17 protein-coding genes are annotated in these 14,808 nt (G+C 67.4%); 8 read left to right on the plus strand and 9 right to left on the minus strand.

All coding sequences use genetic code 11. The features are described 5' to 3' along the window. Positions 1-112: 112 nt before the first annotated feature. A complete protein-coding gene (locus RDCOP1_RS02800; protein ID WP_072698516.1) occupies positions 113-1,528 on the plus strand; it encodes a DUF349 domain-containing protein in 1,416 nt (471 codons plus the stop codon). A gap of 94 nt (positions 1,529-1,622) precedes the next feature. On the opposite strand, the gene RDCOP1_RS02805 is transcribed toward RDCOP1_RS02800, so the two are convergent. Both RDCOP1_RS02805 and miaB read right to left on the minus strand, forming a co-directional pair. Beyond that, on the minus strand, positions 1,623-2,168 hold the full coding sequence (locus tag RDCOP1_RS02805) for an Rv2732c family membrane protein (RefSeq protein WP_072698517.1): 546 nt from the start codon (positions 2,166-2,168) through the stop codon (positions 1,623-1,625). Then, a complete protein-coding gene (miaB, locus tag RDCOP1_RS02810) occupies positions 2,165-3,694 on the minus strand; it encodes a tRNA (N6-isopentenyl adenosine(37)-C2)-methylthiotransferase MiaB (RefSeq protein WP_072698518.1) in 1,530 nt (509 codons plus the stop codon). Before miaB ends, RDCOP1_RS02805 begins: the two co-directional genes overlap by 4 nt. Before the next feature lie 221 nt (positions 3,695-3,915). Here miaB and RDCOP1_RS02815 point away from each other — a divergent pair, with 221 nt between their 5' ends. From RDCOP1_RS02815 to RDCOP1_RS02830, 4 genes are all read left to right on the plus strand, one after another. Beyond that, positions 3,916-4,644, plus strand: coding sequence for an amino acid ABC transporter ATP-binding protein (locus tag RDCOP1_RS02815; RefSeq protein WP_169848814.1), 729 nt, complete (start codon positions 3,916-3,918; stop codon positions 4,642-4,644). A 107-nt stretch (positions 4,645-4,751) separates the two neighbouring features. Then, complete coding sequence (locus RDCOP1_RS02820) at positions 4,752-5,585, plus strand: glutamate ABC transporter substrate-binding protein (RefSeq protein WP_072698520.1); 834 nt, start codon at positions 4,752-4,754, stop codon at positions 5,583-5,585. Positions 5,586-5,716: 131 nt separating this feature from the next. After that, positions 5,717-6,397, plus strand: a complete 681-nt coding sequence (locus RDCOP1_RS02825; RefSeq protein ID WP_072698521.1) for an amino acid ABC transporter permease — start codon at positions 5,717-5,719, stop codon at positions 6,395-6,397. Beyond that, the gene (locus RDCOP1_RS02830) at positions 6,394-7,296 is read left to right on the plus strand and encodes an amino acid ABC transporter permease (protein ID WP_072698522.1); all 903 of its coding nucleotides are present in this window, start codon (positions 6,394-6,396) and stop codon (positions 7,294-7,296) included. Before RDCOP1_RS02825 ends, RDCOP1_RS02830 begins: the two co-directional genes overlap by 4 nt. Positions 7,297-7,301: 5 nt before the next feature. On the opposite strand, the gene recX is transcribed toward RDCOP1_RS02830, so the two are convergent. The 6 genes from recX to RDCOP1_RS21430 all read right to left on the minus strand — a co-directional run bounded on the left by recX (position 7,302) and on the right by RDCOP1_RS21430 (position 11,765). After that, positions 7,302-7,925 (minus strand): recombination regulator RecX, encoded by a 624-nt coding sequence (gene recX / locus RDCOP1_RS02835; RefSeq protein ID WP_072698523.1) that lies wholly within the window; start codon positions 7,923-7,925, stop codon positions 7,302-7,304. Positions 7,926-8,041: 116 nt separating this feature from the next. Then, positions 8,042-9,082: a recombinase RecA gene (gene recA / locus RDCOP1_RS02840; protein WP_072698524.1), complete on the minus strand. Its 1,041-nt coding sequence runs from the start codon at positions 9,080-9,082 to the stop codon at positions 8,042-8,044. Between the two features lie 208 nt (positions 9,083-9,290). Then, a complete protein-coding gene (locus RDCOP1_RS02845) occupies positions 9,291-9,485 on the minus strand; it encodes a DUF3046 domain-containing protein (RefSeq protein ID WP_072698863.1) in 195 nt (64 codons plus the stop codon). 80 nt (positions 9,486-9,565) lie between these two features. Next, a complete protein-coding gene (locus RDCOP1_RS02850) occupies positions 9,566-10,711 on the minus strand; it encodes a glycosyltransferase (protein ID WP_072698525.1) in 1,146 nt (381 codons plus the stop codon). A 42-nt stretch (positions 10,712-10,753) separates the two neighbouring features. Continuing rightward, entirely contained in the window at positions 10,754-11,473 is a 720-nt protein-coding gene (locus RDCOP1_RS02855) for a PIG-L deacetylase family protein (RefSeq protein ID WP_072698526.1), read from the minus strand. A gap of 115 nt (positions 11,474-11,588) precedes the next feature. Then, the gene (locus RDCOP1_RS21430) at positions 11,589-11,765 is read right to left on the minus strand and encodes a hypothetical protein (protein ID WP_169848806.1); all 177 of its coding nucleotides are present in this window, start codon (positions 11,763-11,765) and stop codon (positions 11,589-11,591) included. A gap of 252 nt (positions 11,766-12,017) precedes the next feature. On the opposite strand from RDCOP1_RS21430, the gene RDCOP1_RS02860 reads away from it, so the two are divergent. Genes RDCOP1_RS02860 through RDCOP1_RS02870 form a run of 3 tightly spaced genes read left to right on the plus strand, consistent with a single transcriptional unit; the run spans position 12,018 to position 13,916 of the window. Next, positions 12,018-12,614: a biotin transporter BioY gene (locus RDCOP1_RS02860; protein WP_072698527.1), complete on the plus strand. Its 597-nt coding sequence runs from the start codon at positions 12,018-12,020 to the stop codon at positions 12,612-12,614. A 19-nt stretch (positions 12,615-12,633) separates the two neighbouring features. After that, entirely contained in the window at positions 12,634-13,314 is a 681-nt protein-coding gene (locus tag RDCOP1_RS02865; RefSeq protein WP_072698528.1) for an energy-coupling factor ABC transporter ATP-binding protein, read from the plus strand. Continuing rightward, positions 13,311-13,916 (plus strand): energy-coupling factor transporter transmembrane component T family protein, encoded by a 606-nt coding sequence (locus tag RDCOP1_RS02870; protein WP_072698529.1) that lies wholly within the window; start codon positions 13,311-13,313, stop codon positions 13,914-13,916. The genes RDCOP1_RS02865 and RDCOP1_RS02870 overlap by 4 nt, the downstream gene beginning before the upstream one ends. Before the next feature lie 48 nt (positions 13,917-13,964). Here RDCOP1_RS02870 and pspM read toward each other — a convergent pair whose 3' ends face one another. Then, positions 13,965-14,780 (minus strand): phage shock envelope stress response protein PspM, encoded by an 816-nt coding sequence (gene pspM, locus RDCOP1_RS02875; protein ID WP_072698530.1) that lies wholly within the window; start codon positions 14,778-14,780, stop codon positions 13,965-13,967. Positions 14,781-14,808: the final 28 nt, after the last annotated feature.

The following is a 14,808-nucleotide window of genomic DNA, read 5'->3' on the forward strand; positions in this document are numbered from 1 at the left end:
CCACGACCTGTTTCAATAGGGGGCGGATGTGTGGTCACGGAGTCCCGCGACCCGACCTGCGGTAGAGCGATGCGACCAGGCAGCCGTGCCGCGCGGCAGAGATGAGGTACTGATGAGCGACCCGAATGCACAGGAATCGGCAGTGGAGCAGACGTCCGGTGGAGCACCCCGGCCCGGACCGCCCAAGCCCGGCGGCCCGCGTCCGGGCCCGGTGAAGGCAGCGGCGTCTGCCGGCGTGCACACCGCCGACTCCCATCCCAAGCCGCATCCGGTCACATCCCAGAATCATCCGCACATGCCCTCGGTGCCCGCGAGCGATCCGAGCCGGTTCGGAAGGGTGGACGAGGACGGCACCGCATGGGTCGTCACCGCCGACGGAGAACGATGCATCGGCTCTTGGCAGGCCGGTGACGCCGCCGAGGGGCTCGCTCACTTCGGACGCCGGTACGACGATCTGGCCACGGAGGTGGCGATTCTCGAGACCCGGCTGGCTTCCGGAACCGGGGACATCAAGAAGACCCGCGCCGCAGCCGAGGCGCTCGCCGAAGCCCTGCCGACCGCCGCGGTCATCGGGGACCTCGACGCTCTCGCCACGCGTCTGACGGAGATCATCACGGCCTCCGAGCATGCTGCGGCCGCCGCCAAGCACGAGAAGGAGCAGCAGCGCGCCGAGGCGACCGCGCGGAAGGAGGCTCTCGCCGCCGAGGCGGAAGAGATCGGTGCCGAATCCACGCAGTGGAAGGCCGCGGGCGACCGTCTCCGCGAGATCCTCGACGAGTGGAAGTCGATCCGCGGAGTCGACCGGAAGGTCGACGACGTCCTGTGGCGCCGGTATTCCAAGGCCCGCGAAGCGTTCAACCGTCGTCGCGGTGCGCACTTCGCCGAACTGGACCGTGAGCGAGCGTCGGCGAAGAGCCGCAAGGAAGAGCTCGTCGCGCGGGCCGAGTCCCTGCAGGATTCGACGGACTGGGGTGCGACGGCAGCCACCTTCCGCGATCTGCTCGCCGAGTGGAAGGCTGCGGGCCGTGCGCCGCGCGAAGCGGACGACCAGCTGTGGAAGCGTTTCAAGGGCGCGCAGGACGTGTTCTTCGCGGCGCGCAACGATGCGAATGCGGAGCGCGAAGCCGAGTTCGAGGAGAACGCGCGCGCCAAGGAAGCTCTCCTCGAGACGGCAGCGACGATCGACCCGTCCGTGGATGTCGAGGCCGCGCGGGCGCAGTTGCGTGAGCTTCAGGACAAGTGGGAAGCGATCGGGAAGGTTCCGCGCGAGCGCACGCACGACCTCGAGAGCCGGCTGCGCGCCGTCGAGAAGCGCGTACGCGAGGCAGCCGACTCGGAGTGGCGTCGCACCGATCCCGAAGCCCTCGCCCGGGCCGCACAGTTCCGGGAGCGGGTGAGTCAGTTCGAGGAGCAGGCTGCCAAGGCCACCGCGAACGGCCGGACGAAGGAAGCCGAACAGGCCCTCGCGCAGGCTTCGCAGTGGCGGGAGTGGGCCGAAGCCGCCGAGGGTGCGGTCGGCGAACTCTGACAGCCACAACCCGACGGCAGTTGCGACGATGCCCCTCTCCGGATGGCCGATCCGGAGAGGGGCATCGTCGCATCCGTCTGCGAGCGAAAGCGTTCTATGTGTCGCGGAACAGCCGCGGACGGTCGTCCTCTGCAACGACGCGACGCAGGTCGCTTTCGGCTTCGAGTTGCGCGGACGTCCGCGCCCACACCACGCGCGCCCAGTGGAACACGATCACCATCATCGCGATCCAGCCCAGCACGATGCCGAAGCCCGGGCCACCGGCCGTCGACTCGACCGGCAGCGTCTGACGCGTCCAGATCGACAACATGCCGAACACGAGGGTCACCGAGGAACCTGCCAGCGTCACCCATGCCGCGACCCACCTGCGAGTGAGCAGGGCGAGGATCGAACCGAGGGCGCCGAAGATCAGGGCGAACCACACGAACAGCCGGGACGGGAGAGCGATCTGCTGCGCCGCCGCGTCGGGGGCGAAGGCGAGCACCTCCCAGCCGTTCGCCGAACCCGCGTGCGGGAGAGTGAACGAGCCGAGCAACACGAGTACTGCGATCGCCACGAACATCGCGCGTGCACCGGGATCGATCTCTTTGGCGGCGTTGCGTTCGGCTGCCTCGAGGCCGGCACGAATCTCCTCGGTCATGTGTTACATCCCATCTGGGTCGGGAGGGCGGCGGGCGCGCCGATCGTCGGCAGCCCCAGTCCCACACCGATCGGCGGTGTCTTCGGAAGCTTGCCCTGCTCGAAGTGGTCTCCGGCACGGGTCCGGCGGTGGGTCAGTATCGGGTCGTCGGCGACGAGGTGGTGCGGTGCCGCCCCGGTCACGACGACGGTGATCACGTCGCCCGGACGGACCGCGGTGTCGATGTTCCCCTCGGGACGGAAATGCACGAGCCTGCCGTCGCGGGCTCGCCCGCTCATCCGTGCGGTCTCGGCGTTCTTGCGCCCTTCCCCGGCCGCGACGAGCAGTTCCACCTCGGTGCCCACGAGTTCCCGGTTCGCCTCGAGCGTGATGCGCTCCTGGAGGGCGATGAGCCGCTCGTAGCGTTCCTGCACGACGGCCTTGGGGACCTGATCGTCCATGTCGGCGGCGGGCGTACCGGGACGCTTGGAGTACTGGAAGGTGAACGCGCTCGTGAAACGGGCCTTTTCGACGACGTCGAGGGTTTCCTGGAAGTCCTCCTCGGTCTCGCCGGGGAAGCCGACGATGATATCGGTGGTGATCGCGGCGTTCGGCATGGCGGCCCGGACCCGGTCGATGATGCCGAGGAAGCGTTCCTTGCGGTACGAACGGCGCATCGCTCGCAGGATCCGGTCGCTGCCGGACTGCAGCGGCATGTGCAACTGCGGGCACACGTTCGGTGTCTGCGCCATCGCCTCGATGACGTCGTCGGTGAACTCCGCCGGGTGCGGCGAGGTGAAGCGCACCCGTTCGAGGCCCTCGATGTCTCCACACGCGCGCAGCAGGGACGCGAACGCACCCCGGTCGCGAGGTTGTTCGGGATCGGCGAACGAGCGGCCGTAGGAGTTCACGTTCTGCCCCAGCAACGTCACTTCGAGGACGCCTTCGTCGACGAGGGCCTTGACCTCGGCGAGGATGTCGCCGGGGCGACGGTCGACTTCCTTGCCCCGCAGCGCCGGCACGATGCAGAACGTGCACGTGTTGTTGCAGCCGACGGAGATGGACACCCAGCCCGCGTAGGCCGACTCGCGCTTGGCGGGAAGCGTCGACGGAAACGCCTCGAGGGAGTCCAGTATTTCGACTTCCGCGCGGCGGTTGTGCCGCGCCCGCTCGAGCAGGGCAGGGAGGTTGCCGATGTTGTGCGTGCCGAAGACCACATCGACCCACGGCGCCTTCTGGACGACGAGACTACGGTCCTTCTGGGCGAGGCAGCCACCGACCGCGATCTGCATGTCAGGGTTCTCGTCCTTGACGGGACGCAGATGACTGAGGTTGCCGTAGAGCTTGTTGTCGGCGTTCTCCCGCACAGCGCACGTGTTGAAAACCACCAGGTCAGGGTTGACTCCTGGGGTGGCACGGTGAAAACCGGCGTCCTCGAGCAATCCGGACAGACGCTCGGAATCGTGCACGTTCATCTGGCAGCCGTACGTACGGACTTCGTAGGTCCGGGCGGCGGCGCGGGGTTCTTTCTCGTCGATCAATGACACGTCTCAGGGTAGCTCACGCGCACGAGGCGGCCTCCTGCCGGTGACGCCGGCGCCCGACCGGCCGGTCTCTTTTACGGAGGAGCCGTAAATTTTCCGTGACAGCGGTCGCTATGCGGCCCGAAATGCGAGGAATTGGCCCTCCGACGACATAGGGTCACCCCATGACATCAGCGGCAGCCGGGACGGAGAAGCCGTCCGACGAACCGGACAGCACGACCCCGATGATCTCCCTCTCCCAGGTCGAGAAGCACTTCGGCGACCTTCACGTGCTGCAGGACATCAACATCGAAGTCCCCCGCGGGCAGGTGGTGATCGTGGTCGGGCCGTCCGGGTCGGGTAAATCCACGCTGTGCCGGACGATCAACCGGCTCGAACCGATCGACTCCGGTGAGATCCGGGTGGACGGCACCGTGCTTCCCGCCGAGGGCAAGGCGCTCGCGAAGCTCCGCTCCGATGTCGGGATGGTCTTCCAGTCCTTCAACCTCTTCGCCCACAAGACGATCCTCGAGAACGTCACGCTCGGGCCGCTGAAGGTGCGAAAAATGAAGAAGGACCAAGCGCGCGAGGCTGCCCTGCAGCTCCTCGAACGCGTGGGCATCGCCAACCAGGCCGACAAGTACCCCGCGCAGTTGTCGGGCGGCCAGCAGCAGCGCGTCGCCATCGCGCGGGCGCTCGCCATGAACCCGAAGGTGATGCTGTTCGACGAACCCACCTCGGCGCTCGATCCCGAAATGGTTCAGGAAGTCCTCGACGTCATGACCTCGTTGGCAAAAGAGGGCATGACGATGGTCGTCGTGACCCACGAAATGGGCTTCGCCCGCAAGGCCGGCGACCGGGTGCTGTTCATGGCGGACGGCCGGATCGTCGAAGACACCGACCCCGAGACGTTCTTCACCTCCCCCAGTTCCGATCGCGCCAAGGACTTCCTCGGCAAGATCCTCAGCCATTGATCGACCCCGTGTAGGCGCGCCTGCCCTCCACGAGATCCTTACAACGCCGGTGCGGCGAAGTCCGCGCCGTTTTTCCGCCGCACGACACCCGCAACCGGAGGTACTCGATGAAACTGTCCCGCTCGATCCGCCTGGGCATCGGCATTCTCGCCGTTGCCGTCACCGCGACGGCCTGCGGCGGCGACGAGACGCGCAGCGTGTCGAATTCTGCCGAGAACGGCAACCTGACCGTCGGCATCAAGTTCGATCAGCCGGGGCTCGGCCTGCGCAACCCCGACGGAACCTTCACCGGGTTCGACGTCGAGGTTGCGAAGTACATCGCCGGCCAGCTCGGCGTCTCGGAAGAGAACATCGAGTTCAAGGAAGCCCCGTCCGCACAACGCGAGACCCTCATCCAGAACGGTGAGGTCGACTACGTCGTCGCGACCTACTCGATCACCGATTCCCGCAAGGAGAAGGTCGACTTCGCCGGCCCGTACTTCGTCGCCGGCCAGTCGCTGCTCGTGCGCTCGGACAACACCGACATCACCGGCCCCGATTCGCTCAACGGTGGCAAGCGCCTCTGCTCGGTCGCAGGTTCGACCCCGGCGCAGAAGGTCAAGGACACCTACGCGCAGGACGTCCAGTTGCAGGAATTCGACACCTACTCCGCATGCGTCGAGGCGCTCCGGAACGGTGCCGTCGATGCGGTGACCACCGACGACATCATCCTCGCCGGCTACGCAGCGCAGAGCCCCGGCGAGTTCAAGGTCGTCGGTGAGCCGTTCACCGAGGAGCGTTACGGCGTCGGCCTGGCCCTCGGCGACGACGAGTCGCGCACCGCGATCAACAACGCGATCGAAGAGATGATCTCCAGCGGCGCATGGGAATCTGCGTTCCAGGAGACGGTCGGCGCGTCGGGTTACCCGTTGCCCGCGGCGCCCACGGTCGACAAGTACTGAGTTACCCCGGCACCGGTCGATCCGGTTCCGGAAGTCCCCGCCGAAAGTGATCCTCGGCCGGCTCGCCGACAAAGTCGCGAGCCGGCCGGAACACTCCGGCAACCGCCCTCCCCTCGATCCGGAGTAGACCTGTGGATCTGTTGAGCAAGTACGGAAGCCAGCTGCTCGATGCGTTCTGGACCACGATCCAGTTGACCGTCGTGTCGGCGATCGGCGCGCTGATCCTCGGAACGATCCTCGCCGGCATGCGGGTTTCCCCCATCCCCGTCGCGAGAGCCCTCGGCGCCGCGTACGTAACGATCTTCCGTAACACCCCACTGACGCTGATCATCATCTTCTGCCTGTTCGGGCTGTCCCAGACACTCGGCGTCAGGCTTGCCTCGGAGTCCTCCCCGACGTTCCTCGTCGACAACAACTTTCGCCTCGCCGTGCTCGGTCTGACCGTGTACACCGCCGCGTTCGTCTGCGAATCCCTGCGCTCGGGCATCAATACCGTGTCCCTCGGCCAGTCCGAGGCCGGCCGGTCCCTGGGCCTCACCTTCGGGCAGAATCTCCGGCTCATCGTCTTGCCCCAGGCATTTCGCGCGGTGATCGCGCCCCTCGGTTCGGTGTTGATCGCCCTGACGAAGAACTCGACCATCGCATCGGTGATCGGCGTCTCCGAGGCCTCGCTGCTGATGAAGACGATGATCGAGAACGAGGCAGCGATCTTCGCGATCGGCGCCATCTTCGCACTCGGATTTGTGATCCTGACCCTCCCCACCGGCCTGCTCTTCGGCTGGCTGAGCAAGCGATTCGAGGTGGCACGATGAGTGCACAAGGAAGTGTTCTCTACGACGTGCCCGGCCCCCGCGCGAAGGCGATCTACCGGATCCTGTCGGTGGTCGTGGTCGCGCTGCTGCTGCTCGCCGCGTGGTTCATCTACCGGTCCCTCGACAGCCAAGGCCAGCTCACCGCTGCCAAGTGGGAACCGTTCCTCGAATCGAGCAGTTGGACAACCTATCTCCTGCCCGGTATCCGGGGCACACTCATCGCGGCGGCCGCCTCGATCGTTCTGGCACTTGTTCTCGGTGCCGTGCTCGGCATCGCCCGGCTGTCGGAGCACCGCTCGATCCGGATCATCTCGGGGACGATCGTCGAACTGTTCAGGGCTGTCCCCGTCCTGATCCTGATGATCTTCGCCTACCAGGTCTTCGCCGAGTACCGCGTCTTCAAGTCGGACTATCTGGCACTGGCGGCGGTCATCACCGGCCTGACGCTCTACAACGGTTCGGTGATCGCCGAGATCGTGCGCGCGGGGATCAACTCGCTTCCGCGCGGTCAGACGGAGGCCGCGTCCGCGATCGGGATGCGCAAGAACCAGATCATGCGGCTGATCCTGCTTCCGCAGGCGGTGACCGTGATGCTTCCGGCGATCGTGTCGCAGATGGTGATCGCACTGAAGGACTCCGCCCTCGGCTACCTCATCGGGTATGTCGAAGTGGTGCGGTCCGGGCAGCAACTCGGCGCGTTCTTCTCCAATTACCTGCCGTCGCTGCTCGTGGTCGCGGCCATCATGATCGTCCTCAACAGTGCTCTGACGCAGTTCGCGACGCGCCTCGAGAAGCGCTTGCGATCCGGCCGCAACAAGAAGGGCCCGGTCCCCGCGGAAAGCCCGCAGACCGTCCCGGTGCTGGCCGTTCCGGGCATGGACATCACCGACAAGCGCTAGCTCTCTCAGTCGACGGGCAGGTCTTCGGTTTCGGCACCGAAAGCCGCGAGTTCCTGCCGGACCACATCGAAGGCCATACCCTGCGCGTAGCCGCGCCGGGCCAGCATTCCCACCAGCCGCCGCACCACCTTGTCGCGCTCGAGCGCCTGTTCGCGTCGATCGCCCTCGGTGGACAGCGGCGGCTGGGTACGAAGTTTCTTTCGGACCAGTTCGACGGCACGCTCTCGTTCGTCGTCGCTGTCGATCTGCTCGAGGGCTGCTTCGGCATCGTCGGCGTCGACTCCCTTACGTCGCAACTCGAGCGCGATCGCGCGCTTTCCCCTCCCGGAGTACAGGTGTCGCGAGCGCGCCCACTGCGCGGCGAAGTCTGCGTCGTCGATCAGCCCGACCTCGGTGAGACGATCGAGCGTACGTTCTGCGACCTCGGGCGTGAAACCCTTCTGCTCGAGCTTCGCGGCGAGTTCGGCGCGGCTGCGGGCACGGTCCGTCAGCAGGCGGAGGCACACGTCCTTCGCCTGCGCTTCGGTTCCCCCACCCGGTTCCGTGCCTGTCCCCCGCTCGGCGCGGGGCCCGCGACTGTTCCCACGTCGGGTGCTCACCCGGTTGTCGCCTCGGTTGCTCTCGTCCATGGTTCGGACCCTAGACGAGGGCACCGACCGCTCCGGGTGGGCACCGACCGGCGCTCGGATACGACGAAGGGACCGACCGTGTCGGTCGATCCCTGTCGTCGTGAACGCCTGGCGTCCTAGAAGTCGGCCGGCTCCTCGGCTTCTCCGGCGGTCAGTACAGCTCCGATGCCGAGCTTCTCCTTGATCTTCTTCTCGATCTCGTCGCGCACATCGGTGTTCTCGAGCAGGAACTTGCGGGCGTTTTCCTTGCCCTGGCCGAGCTGGTCGCCCTCGTACGTGTACCAGGAACCCGACTTCCGGATGAACCCGTGTTCGACACCCATGTCGATCAGCGAACCTTCCTTGCTGATGCCCTGGCCGTACAGGATGTCGAACTCTGCCTGCTTGAACGGGGGCGACACCTTGTTCTTGACGACCTTCACGCGCGTGCGGTTGCCCACTGCGTCGCCGCCGTCCTTGAGCGTCTCGATCCGGCGTACGTCGAGCCGGACGGAGGCGTAGAACTTCAGCGCCTTACCACCGGTGGTGGTTTCGGGGCTACCGAACATCACGCCGATCTTCTCGCGCAACTGGTTGATGAAGATCGCGGTGGTGCCGGAGTTGCTGAGGGCGCCGGTCATCTTGCGCAGGGCCTGGCTCATGAGCCGCGCCTGCAGGCCGACGTGGCTGTCGCCCATCTCACCTTCGATCTCGGCTCGCGGCACGAGAGCCGCCACCGAGTCGATCACGATGATGTCGAGGGCACCGGAGCGGATCAGCATGTCTGCGATCTCGAGTGCCTGCTCACCGGTGTCGGGCTGGGAGACGAGGAGCGCATCGGTGTCGACGCCGAGCTTGCGCGCGTAGTCCGGGTCGAGTGCGTGCTCCGCATCGATGAAGGCGGCGAGACCACCGTTGGCCTGAGCATTTGCGACCGCATGCAGCGCGACAGTCGTCTTACCGGAGGATTCCGGTCCGTAGATCTCGACGACGCGGCCACGCGGAAGACCGCCGATGCCGAGTGCGACGTCGAGGGCGATCGAGCCCGTCGGGATCACCGCGATGGGCTGGTGGGATTCCTCCCCCAGTCGCATGACCGAGCCTTTGCCGAAGTTCTTGTCGATCTGTGCGAGGGCGAGTTCGAGCGCCTTTTCGCGATCGTGTGTCTGTGCTGCCATGTTGGTCCCCTTCATCGAATCTCGTCCTGCTTGTCTACGACGTTAGAAGCCGGTACCGACAAGTTCGCTGCGGCGAGCACAGAACGTCTCTTCTGTGGATGGATTCGCTTCGTGTGGACGGCATCGTCACCGCCCGGCCACACCATCATAGACGAACATTTGTTCGAATACCCTGATTCGAACGTTCACGCGGTGCGCTTCGCGCCGGTCACCGCCGCGCGGGCGGCACATCGAACTCCTCGCACAGGGCACGCCACACCTCCCGCGGTTCCTGGCCCGCCTCGATCGCCTCGGCGGCGGTACGGCCGCCGAGTTCGAGGAGCACATGGTCTCGCAGCAGGGCATCACCGTGCATCTGCCCGAATTCGTCTCGGACCATCTCGTGGAATTCCGTCAAGCGCACGCGCCCCACGGTAGTCGCCCCCGCGGATGCGGCGCCGCATCCACCCACGGCATTTCGGTTCCGCCGACTCCGTGGGGATCTCAGTGGAGAACGGCTTCACACACCGCGACCGGGTCTTCGACGCTGCCCGCGGTGGCCGCAGCAGCACGGGCAGCGGCCGCGAACTCCGGCCTCGACAGGACGGTGTCCACCGCGGCCCGTACCGCTCCCGCATCGAGTGGCCGCACCACCACGGCCGAGCCCTGTCGGGCGGCCCGGTTCGCCAGTTCCCATTGGTCGCCTTCGCCGGGGACGATCACGGCGGGCACACCCGCACTCAATGCCTTTGCGAGCATCCCGTGTCCCCCGCCGCACACCACGACGTCGGCGACGCGAAGCAGTACGTCCTGGCGGCCGAGACCCGCGACGGCCCAGTCCGGCAGCGAACCGGACGGCGGGTCGAGCATGGTGGCCGCGACCCGCATCCCCGCACCCGCGAGTCCTTCGCACACCGCCTCGACCATGCCCGTCACCCCGGTGGTGGCGGTCGACGGCGCCACCATCACCAGGGGCCCGGTGCCCGGCGGCGGGTCGAGCACCACGTCGGTGGGCTCCCACAACAGCGGCCCCACGACATGGGCGTTCACCGGCCAGTCCGGCCGCGGCACCTCCAGCGCGGGCACCGTCGCGACGAGCCTCGCGCGCGGTCCGGGATCCCTGGCGGGCAGACCGATTCCGGCCCGAGCGGCGGCCCTGTCGCGCTCACCCTTGCGCACCGATCGTGCGGTCATGGCCCGCAGGAGGCTGTCACGTGCCCGTCCTGCCAGTCCGGTGCCCACCGCCAGCCCGCTTCCGATCGGCGGCAACCCGCGTGAGGGACGGTAGAGCGGGTGCGGCGACAACTCGACCCAGGGAATCCCCAGCCGCTCGGCCGCCATCCCGCCCCCGGAAGTGATGACGTCGGACACCACGAGATCCGGAAGCAGGGCGCTGAGGTCCTGGAGCATCTCCGTCGCGATATGAGCGGCACGCGCGTGGATCTTGGATCCGGCGTCGGAGTCGTCGTCGTCGGCCCGCGGTGCCAGTCCCTTCAGTTCGACGACCGTCACTCCCGGCACGTCGATGCCGAACCAGCGCTTGCCGGTGAACAGGATCGCTTCGTGACCGGCGGCCGCGAATCGGCGCGACAGTTCGATCGCCGGAATCGCGTGCCCTGCATCAGGTCCTGCTACCACCGCCACTCGCACGCAGATCAGACTGCCACACACCGATCCGGACGGCCCGCCGCGCTACCCCGTGACGGTGAACAGCTCGAACCCCACGGCACGCTCGGCCGGGAACCCCGGCAGCGCCTGCGAGGCCGTCTGCACCTGCGCCCGTGCCTGCTCTGCGACGTCCGTCGCGCTCAATGCTTCGAGATATCGCCGGTGCGCCGCGAGAGAGCGCTCGGCGATCTCGACGGTCTCGGTGACGTCGACCCCGTGTGTCGGGGTCGGTGTGTTGACTGCAATCCAGCGGACCTGCGCCCACGGTTCGTACCCGTCGCGCGTCAACTCCGGAAAGATCCATTCGTTGGCGGCATCCGCCACCGCGTCGAGAACGCAGATGCCGAGTGCGCGATGGTCGGCGCTGTTGAGCACTCCGGGGAACCAGGTCGCTCCGAAGTGGGCCGTCACGACCATTTCGGGTCGGTGCCGCCGGATCGCCGCGGCGATGTCTCGACGCAGTTCGAGTCCGGCGACGAGTCGCCCGTCGGGATGCCCGAGGAACTCGACCGAGTCCACACCGACGATCCGGGCGGACGCCCGCTCCTCGTCCTCGCGTACGGGTGCGGACTGCGCCGGCTGAAGACCGGCGATGCCCGCTTCACCGCTCGTCGCGAGGACGTACCGGATGTCCTTGCCCTGCCGGACCCATCTCGCGACCGCCGCCGCGGTTCCGTATTCGATGTCGTCCGGGTGTGCCACCACCACGACGCCGCAATGCCAGGCCTCGGGTACCGGTTCCATCCGTCCACTATCCACCCGCGGGCGGCTCTCCCGCGACGCTTCACGGGGACACCACGAGGACGACCCGGCGGACCGTACCGCCGGGGTCGCAGCCGTTCGTTCTCCGCCGAGCGGTTCAGAAACGAGTGACGTCGTCGTGCTTGTCGCTGCCCGACATCGCCTTGTACAGCAGGTATCCGCCGAAGATGATCGCGCTGAGCACGAGAATGCCGAACAGGTGGTCGAACAGGGCGCCGATCACCGCGAGGCCGACCCACACGAGCGCGACCATTCCTACGATCTTCCAGAACATCGGGTTTCTCCCACCTGGCACCTGAGGCACCGTCGCTGTCGTACACATCCGATCCTCACACCGTCGCGACGGAAAAACACCACGTCATCGCGTAGTTCAGGAAAAGATCAGGGGATACCCGCAGCGCACCGGTGCGCGGTCTCGGGGGTGCACCCCGAGCAGGGGTGGTGGCGTGGGGAACGCCCCGGACCCTTACGCTCTACACGTCCGACCCCGTCGCCCCCCGATCCGCTGGCAGAAGGCTGAGAGAACGTGTCCTCGACCCGTCGTATCCCCGCTCGCGATCTCGCGCAGATCGCTGTGTTCGCCGCGCTCATCATCGCGCTGGGTCTGCCCGGCCAGATCAGCATCGGGTCGTCCGGTGTGCCCATCACGCTCCAATCCCTCGGTGTGATGTTGACCGGTGCGCTGCTCGGCGCCCGCAAGGGCGTCCTGTCGGTCATGACGGTGATCGTGCTCGGTCTCGCCCTGCCCGTGCTCGCCGGTGGCCGTACGACCCTCACGTCGCTGGCCGGACCCACCGCCGGCTTCCTGATCGGCTGGATTCCCGCCGTCGCGGTGATCGGCTGGCTGAGCATGCGGATGCTCCCCCGGTACAGGACAGTCCTGGGCATAGGCGTGAACGTACTGGGCGGCATCGTCGTGCTGTACACCTTCGGGATCGCCGGGATGGTGCTCCGCACGGACCTGACGGTGTGGGCCGCGCTCGCCGCGAACGTCGCCTTCCTGCCGGGAGACCTCGGCAAAGCGGTCGTCGCAGCGGCAGTCGCCGCGCAGGTGCATCGCGCTTATCCGGCCCTCCTCTCCGCGCGGATCCCCCGGCAGCCCGCGCCCGACCCGACGCACTGACAGACGGGCATCCCGGTCGATGAGCGAAATCTGCTTCCGGCAGGTCCGTCACTCCTACGGTGACCGGACCGTCCTCGACGGCATCGACCTGACGTTGACCCAGCAGCGGATCGGGATCGTGGGGGCGAACGGCAGCGGCAAGTCGACCCTCGCGCGGATGATCAACGGCCTTGTGGTGCCGACCGCCGGTTCCGTGACGGTCGACGGCTTCGACACCGCGAGAAAAGGCCGGGAAGTCCGCAAACGTGTCGGGTTCGTCTTCACCGACCCCGACCACCAGATCGTGATGCCGACGGTCGCCGAAGACGTGGCCTTCTCCCTGCGACGCAGCGCACTCGGAAAGGCGGAGCGCGCCGAGCGGGTCCGGGAGGTGCTCGACGAATTCGGTCTCGCGGGCCACCACGATCACCCCAGCCATCTGCTCTCGGGAGGCCAGAAGCAGCTTCTCGCGCTGGCAGCGATCATGGTCACCGATCCGGAGGTGCTGGTCGCCGACGAACCCACCACCTTGCTGGACCTGCGCAACACCAAACTGATCGCACGCACGTTCTCCGCGCTCCGTCAGCAACTGGTGGTCGTGACCCACAACCTGGATCTGCTCACCGACTTCGACCGGGTGATCGTCGTGGATTCGGCGCACATCGTCGCCGACGACGAGCCCCGGCCCGCCCTCGCCTTCTACCGGCAGCTGATCGGGTGAACACCTTCGGTCTCTACCACCCCGGGACGTCGGTACTGCATCGGCTTCCCGCCGGCCCGAAACTCGTCGTCACCGCGTCGATCATCGTGTTCCTGAGCCTGTGGGTCCGGCAACCCTGGCAGGTGGTACCGGCCGCATCGGTCGCGGTGATCGCCTATTCGACAGCTCGGATCCCGTTGCGGCTCACCGTGGTTCAGTTGCGCCCGATCGTGTGGATGCTGGCGTTCGTCGGCGCGTTCCAGTGGGCCGTCGCGGGCTGGGAACGCGCCGTCGTTATCTGCGGTTCGCTGCTAGTGGCCGTAGCGCTCGCCGCTCTGGTCACCTTGACGACTCGTATGACGGACATGCTCGACGCGATCGTCGCCGCCGCGCGCCCGCTCCGCCGTGTCGGCGTCGATCCGGACCGGGTGGGCCTCGTCCTCGTGATGACCATCCGGGCGATTCCGTTGCTGGGCACGGTCGTCGCCCGGGTCACCGAAGCACGGAAGGCGCGGGGTCTGGGATTCTCGCTGCGCGCGCTGGTCGTGCCGGTCGTGGTCGGCGCGCTCATGACCGCCGAGGCCATGGGGGAAGCTCTCGCCGCCCGCGGCGTCGACGACTGAGGACGCCCGGCCGAGTCCGCGCCGAGGCACCGGACCGGAGGCACCCGGCTAGGAGCGGTCCCGGTACGGCCGTTCGATCCTGGCGACCTCCTGCCACGACAATGCCCAGCTTTCGAGCTTGTCCGAGGTGGTGATCAGTTCGGCACGATGCTGTTCGAGCAGGGCCATCGAGCGACTGCTCTCGGGTGCGGCAGCCAGGCGTGCCGCCGCCGCGACGAGTTCTTCGAACTGATCGACACCCGATTCGAGTCGTTGTCCCGCCGCGGTGATCGCGGTGTCGAGATGCGCACCTGCGGCAGCGCTCCCCCGCGAGGCCGCTTCGAGAGCGACGACGTCTTCGACCACTGCATCGAGCGCCGACGAGGCCGCGCGTGCCGCGTCGCCGATCTCCTCGAGATCGTCCGCAGCAACCGCACCCGACCGCGCGAGGACGCCGAGCAACCGGGCCAGGCTCTGTTCGTCGGCCGACAGTCTTTCCATGGGTGCGCGCGCCACCGATCCGGCGGGCGGCAACTTGCGCAGGCCCGGTCCCGGGGGCGGCAACGGCACTGCGTCGAGCCGGCGGAACGTCCGCACCGCCATCACCGCAGGCACCACACACGCCGCGGTCACACCACCCGTGGCGACGATCGTCCAGTCCGGCGCCGATGCCGCCGCGAGCGTTGCGGTGCCGATACCCCAGGTGCCCCCGGCCACCCCGAACAACCGGGCACGGCGCCGGGCACGGCGCTTCTTGCGCCGGAGTTTCGCGGCAGGGTCGCGCCAGCGGCGCGCGGCATCCACCGCCGCGCCCGTGGCGTCTCTGAGTGCGGCAGCGGCCGGGCCGGAAATGCTTCCGGCCCGGCCGCTTCCGAGTTCGTTCATTGCGATGTCACGCTCCTGGCGGGTTCGC

Source organism: Rhodococcus coprophilus NBRC 100603 (assembly GCF_001895045.1).
GTDB lineage: Bacteria > Actinomycetota > Actinomycetes > Mycobacteriales > Mycobacteriaceae > Rhodococcus > Rhodococcus coprophilus.

What these genes read in the sequence shown, in the direction of transcription:
- RDCOP1_RS02800 (WP_072698516.1), top strand. Translation starts at nt 113, where the DNA reads ATGAGCGACCCGAATGCACAGGAATCGGCAGTGGAGCAGACGTCCGGT.
- RDCOP1_RS02805 (WP_072698517.1), bottom strand. Translation starts at nt 2,168, where the DNA reads ATGACCGAGGAGATTCGTGCCGGCCTCGAGGCAGCCGAACGCAACGCC.
- RDCOP1_RS02820 (WP_072698520.1), top strand. Translation starts at nt 4,752, where the DNA reads ATGAAACTGTCCCGCTCGATCCGCCTGGGCATCGGCATTCTCGCCGTT.
- RDCOP1_RS02865 (WP_072698528.1), top strand. Translation starts at nt 12,634, where the DNA reads ATGAGCGAAATCTGCTTCCGGCAGGTCCGTCACTCCTACGGTGACCGG.
- RDCOP1_RS02855 (WP_072698526.1), bottom strand. Translation starts at nt 11,473, where the DNA reads ATGGAACCGGTACCCGAGGCCTGGCATTGCGGCGTCGTGGTGGTGGCA.
- recA (WP_072698524.1), bottom strand. Translation starts at nt 9,082, where the DNA reads ATGGCAGCACAGACACACGATCGCGAAAAGGCGCTCGAACTCGCCCTC.
- recX (WP_072698523.1), bottom strand. Translation starts at nt 7,925, where the DNA reads ATGGACGAGAGCAACCGAGGCGACAACCGGGTGAGCACCCGACGTGGG.
- pspM (WP_072698530.1), bottom strand. Translation starts at nt 14,780, where the DNA reads ATGAACGAACTCGGAAGCGGCCGGGCCGGAAGCATTTCCGGCCCGGCC.
- RDCOP1_RS02815 (WP_169848814.1), top strand. Translation starts at nt 3,916, where the DNA reads ATGATCTCCCTCTCCCAGGTCGAGAAGCACTTCGGCGACCTTCACGTG.
- RDCOP1_RS21430 (WP_169848806.1), bottom strand. Translation starts at nt 11,765, where the DNA reads ATGTTCTGGAAGATCGTAGGAATGGTCGCGCTCGTGTGGGTCGGCCTC.
- RDCOP1_RS02830 (WP_072698522.1), top strand. Translation starts at nt 6,394, where the DNA reads ATGAGTGCACAAGGAAGTGTTCTCTACGACGTGCCCGGCCCCCGCGCG.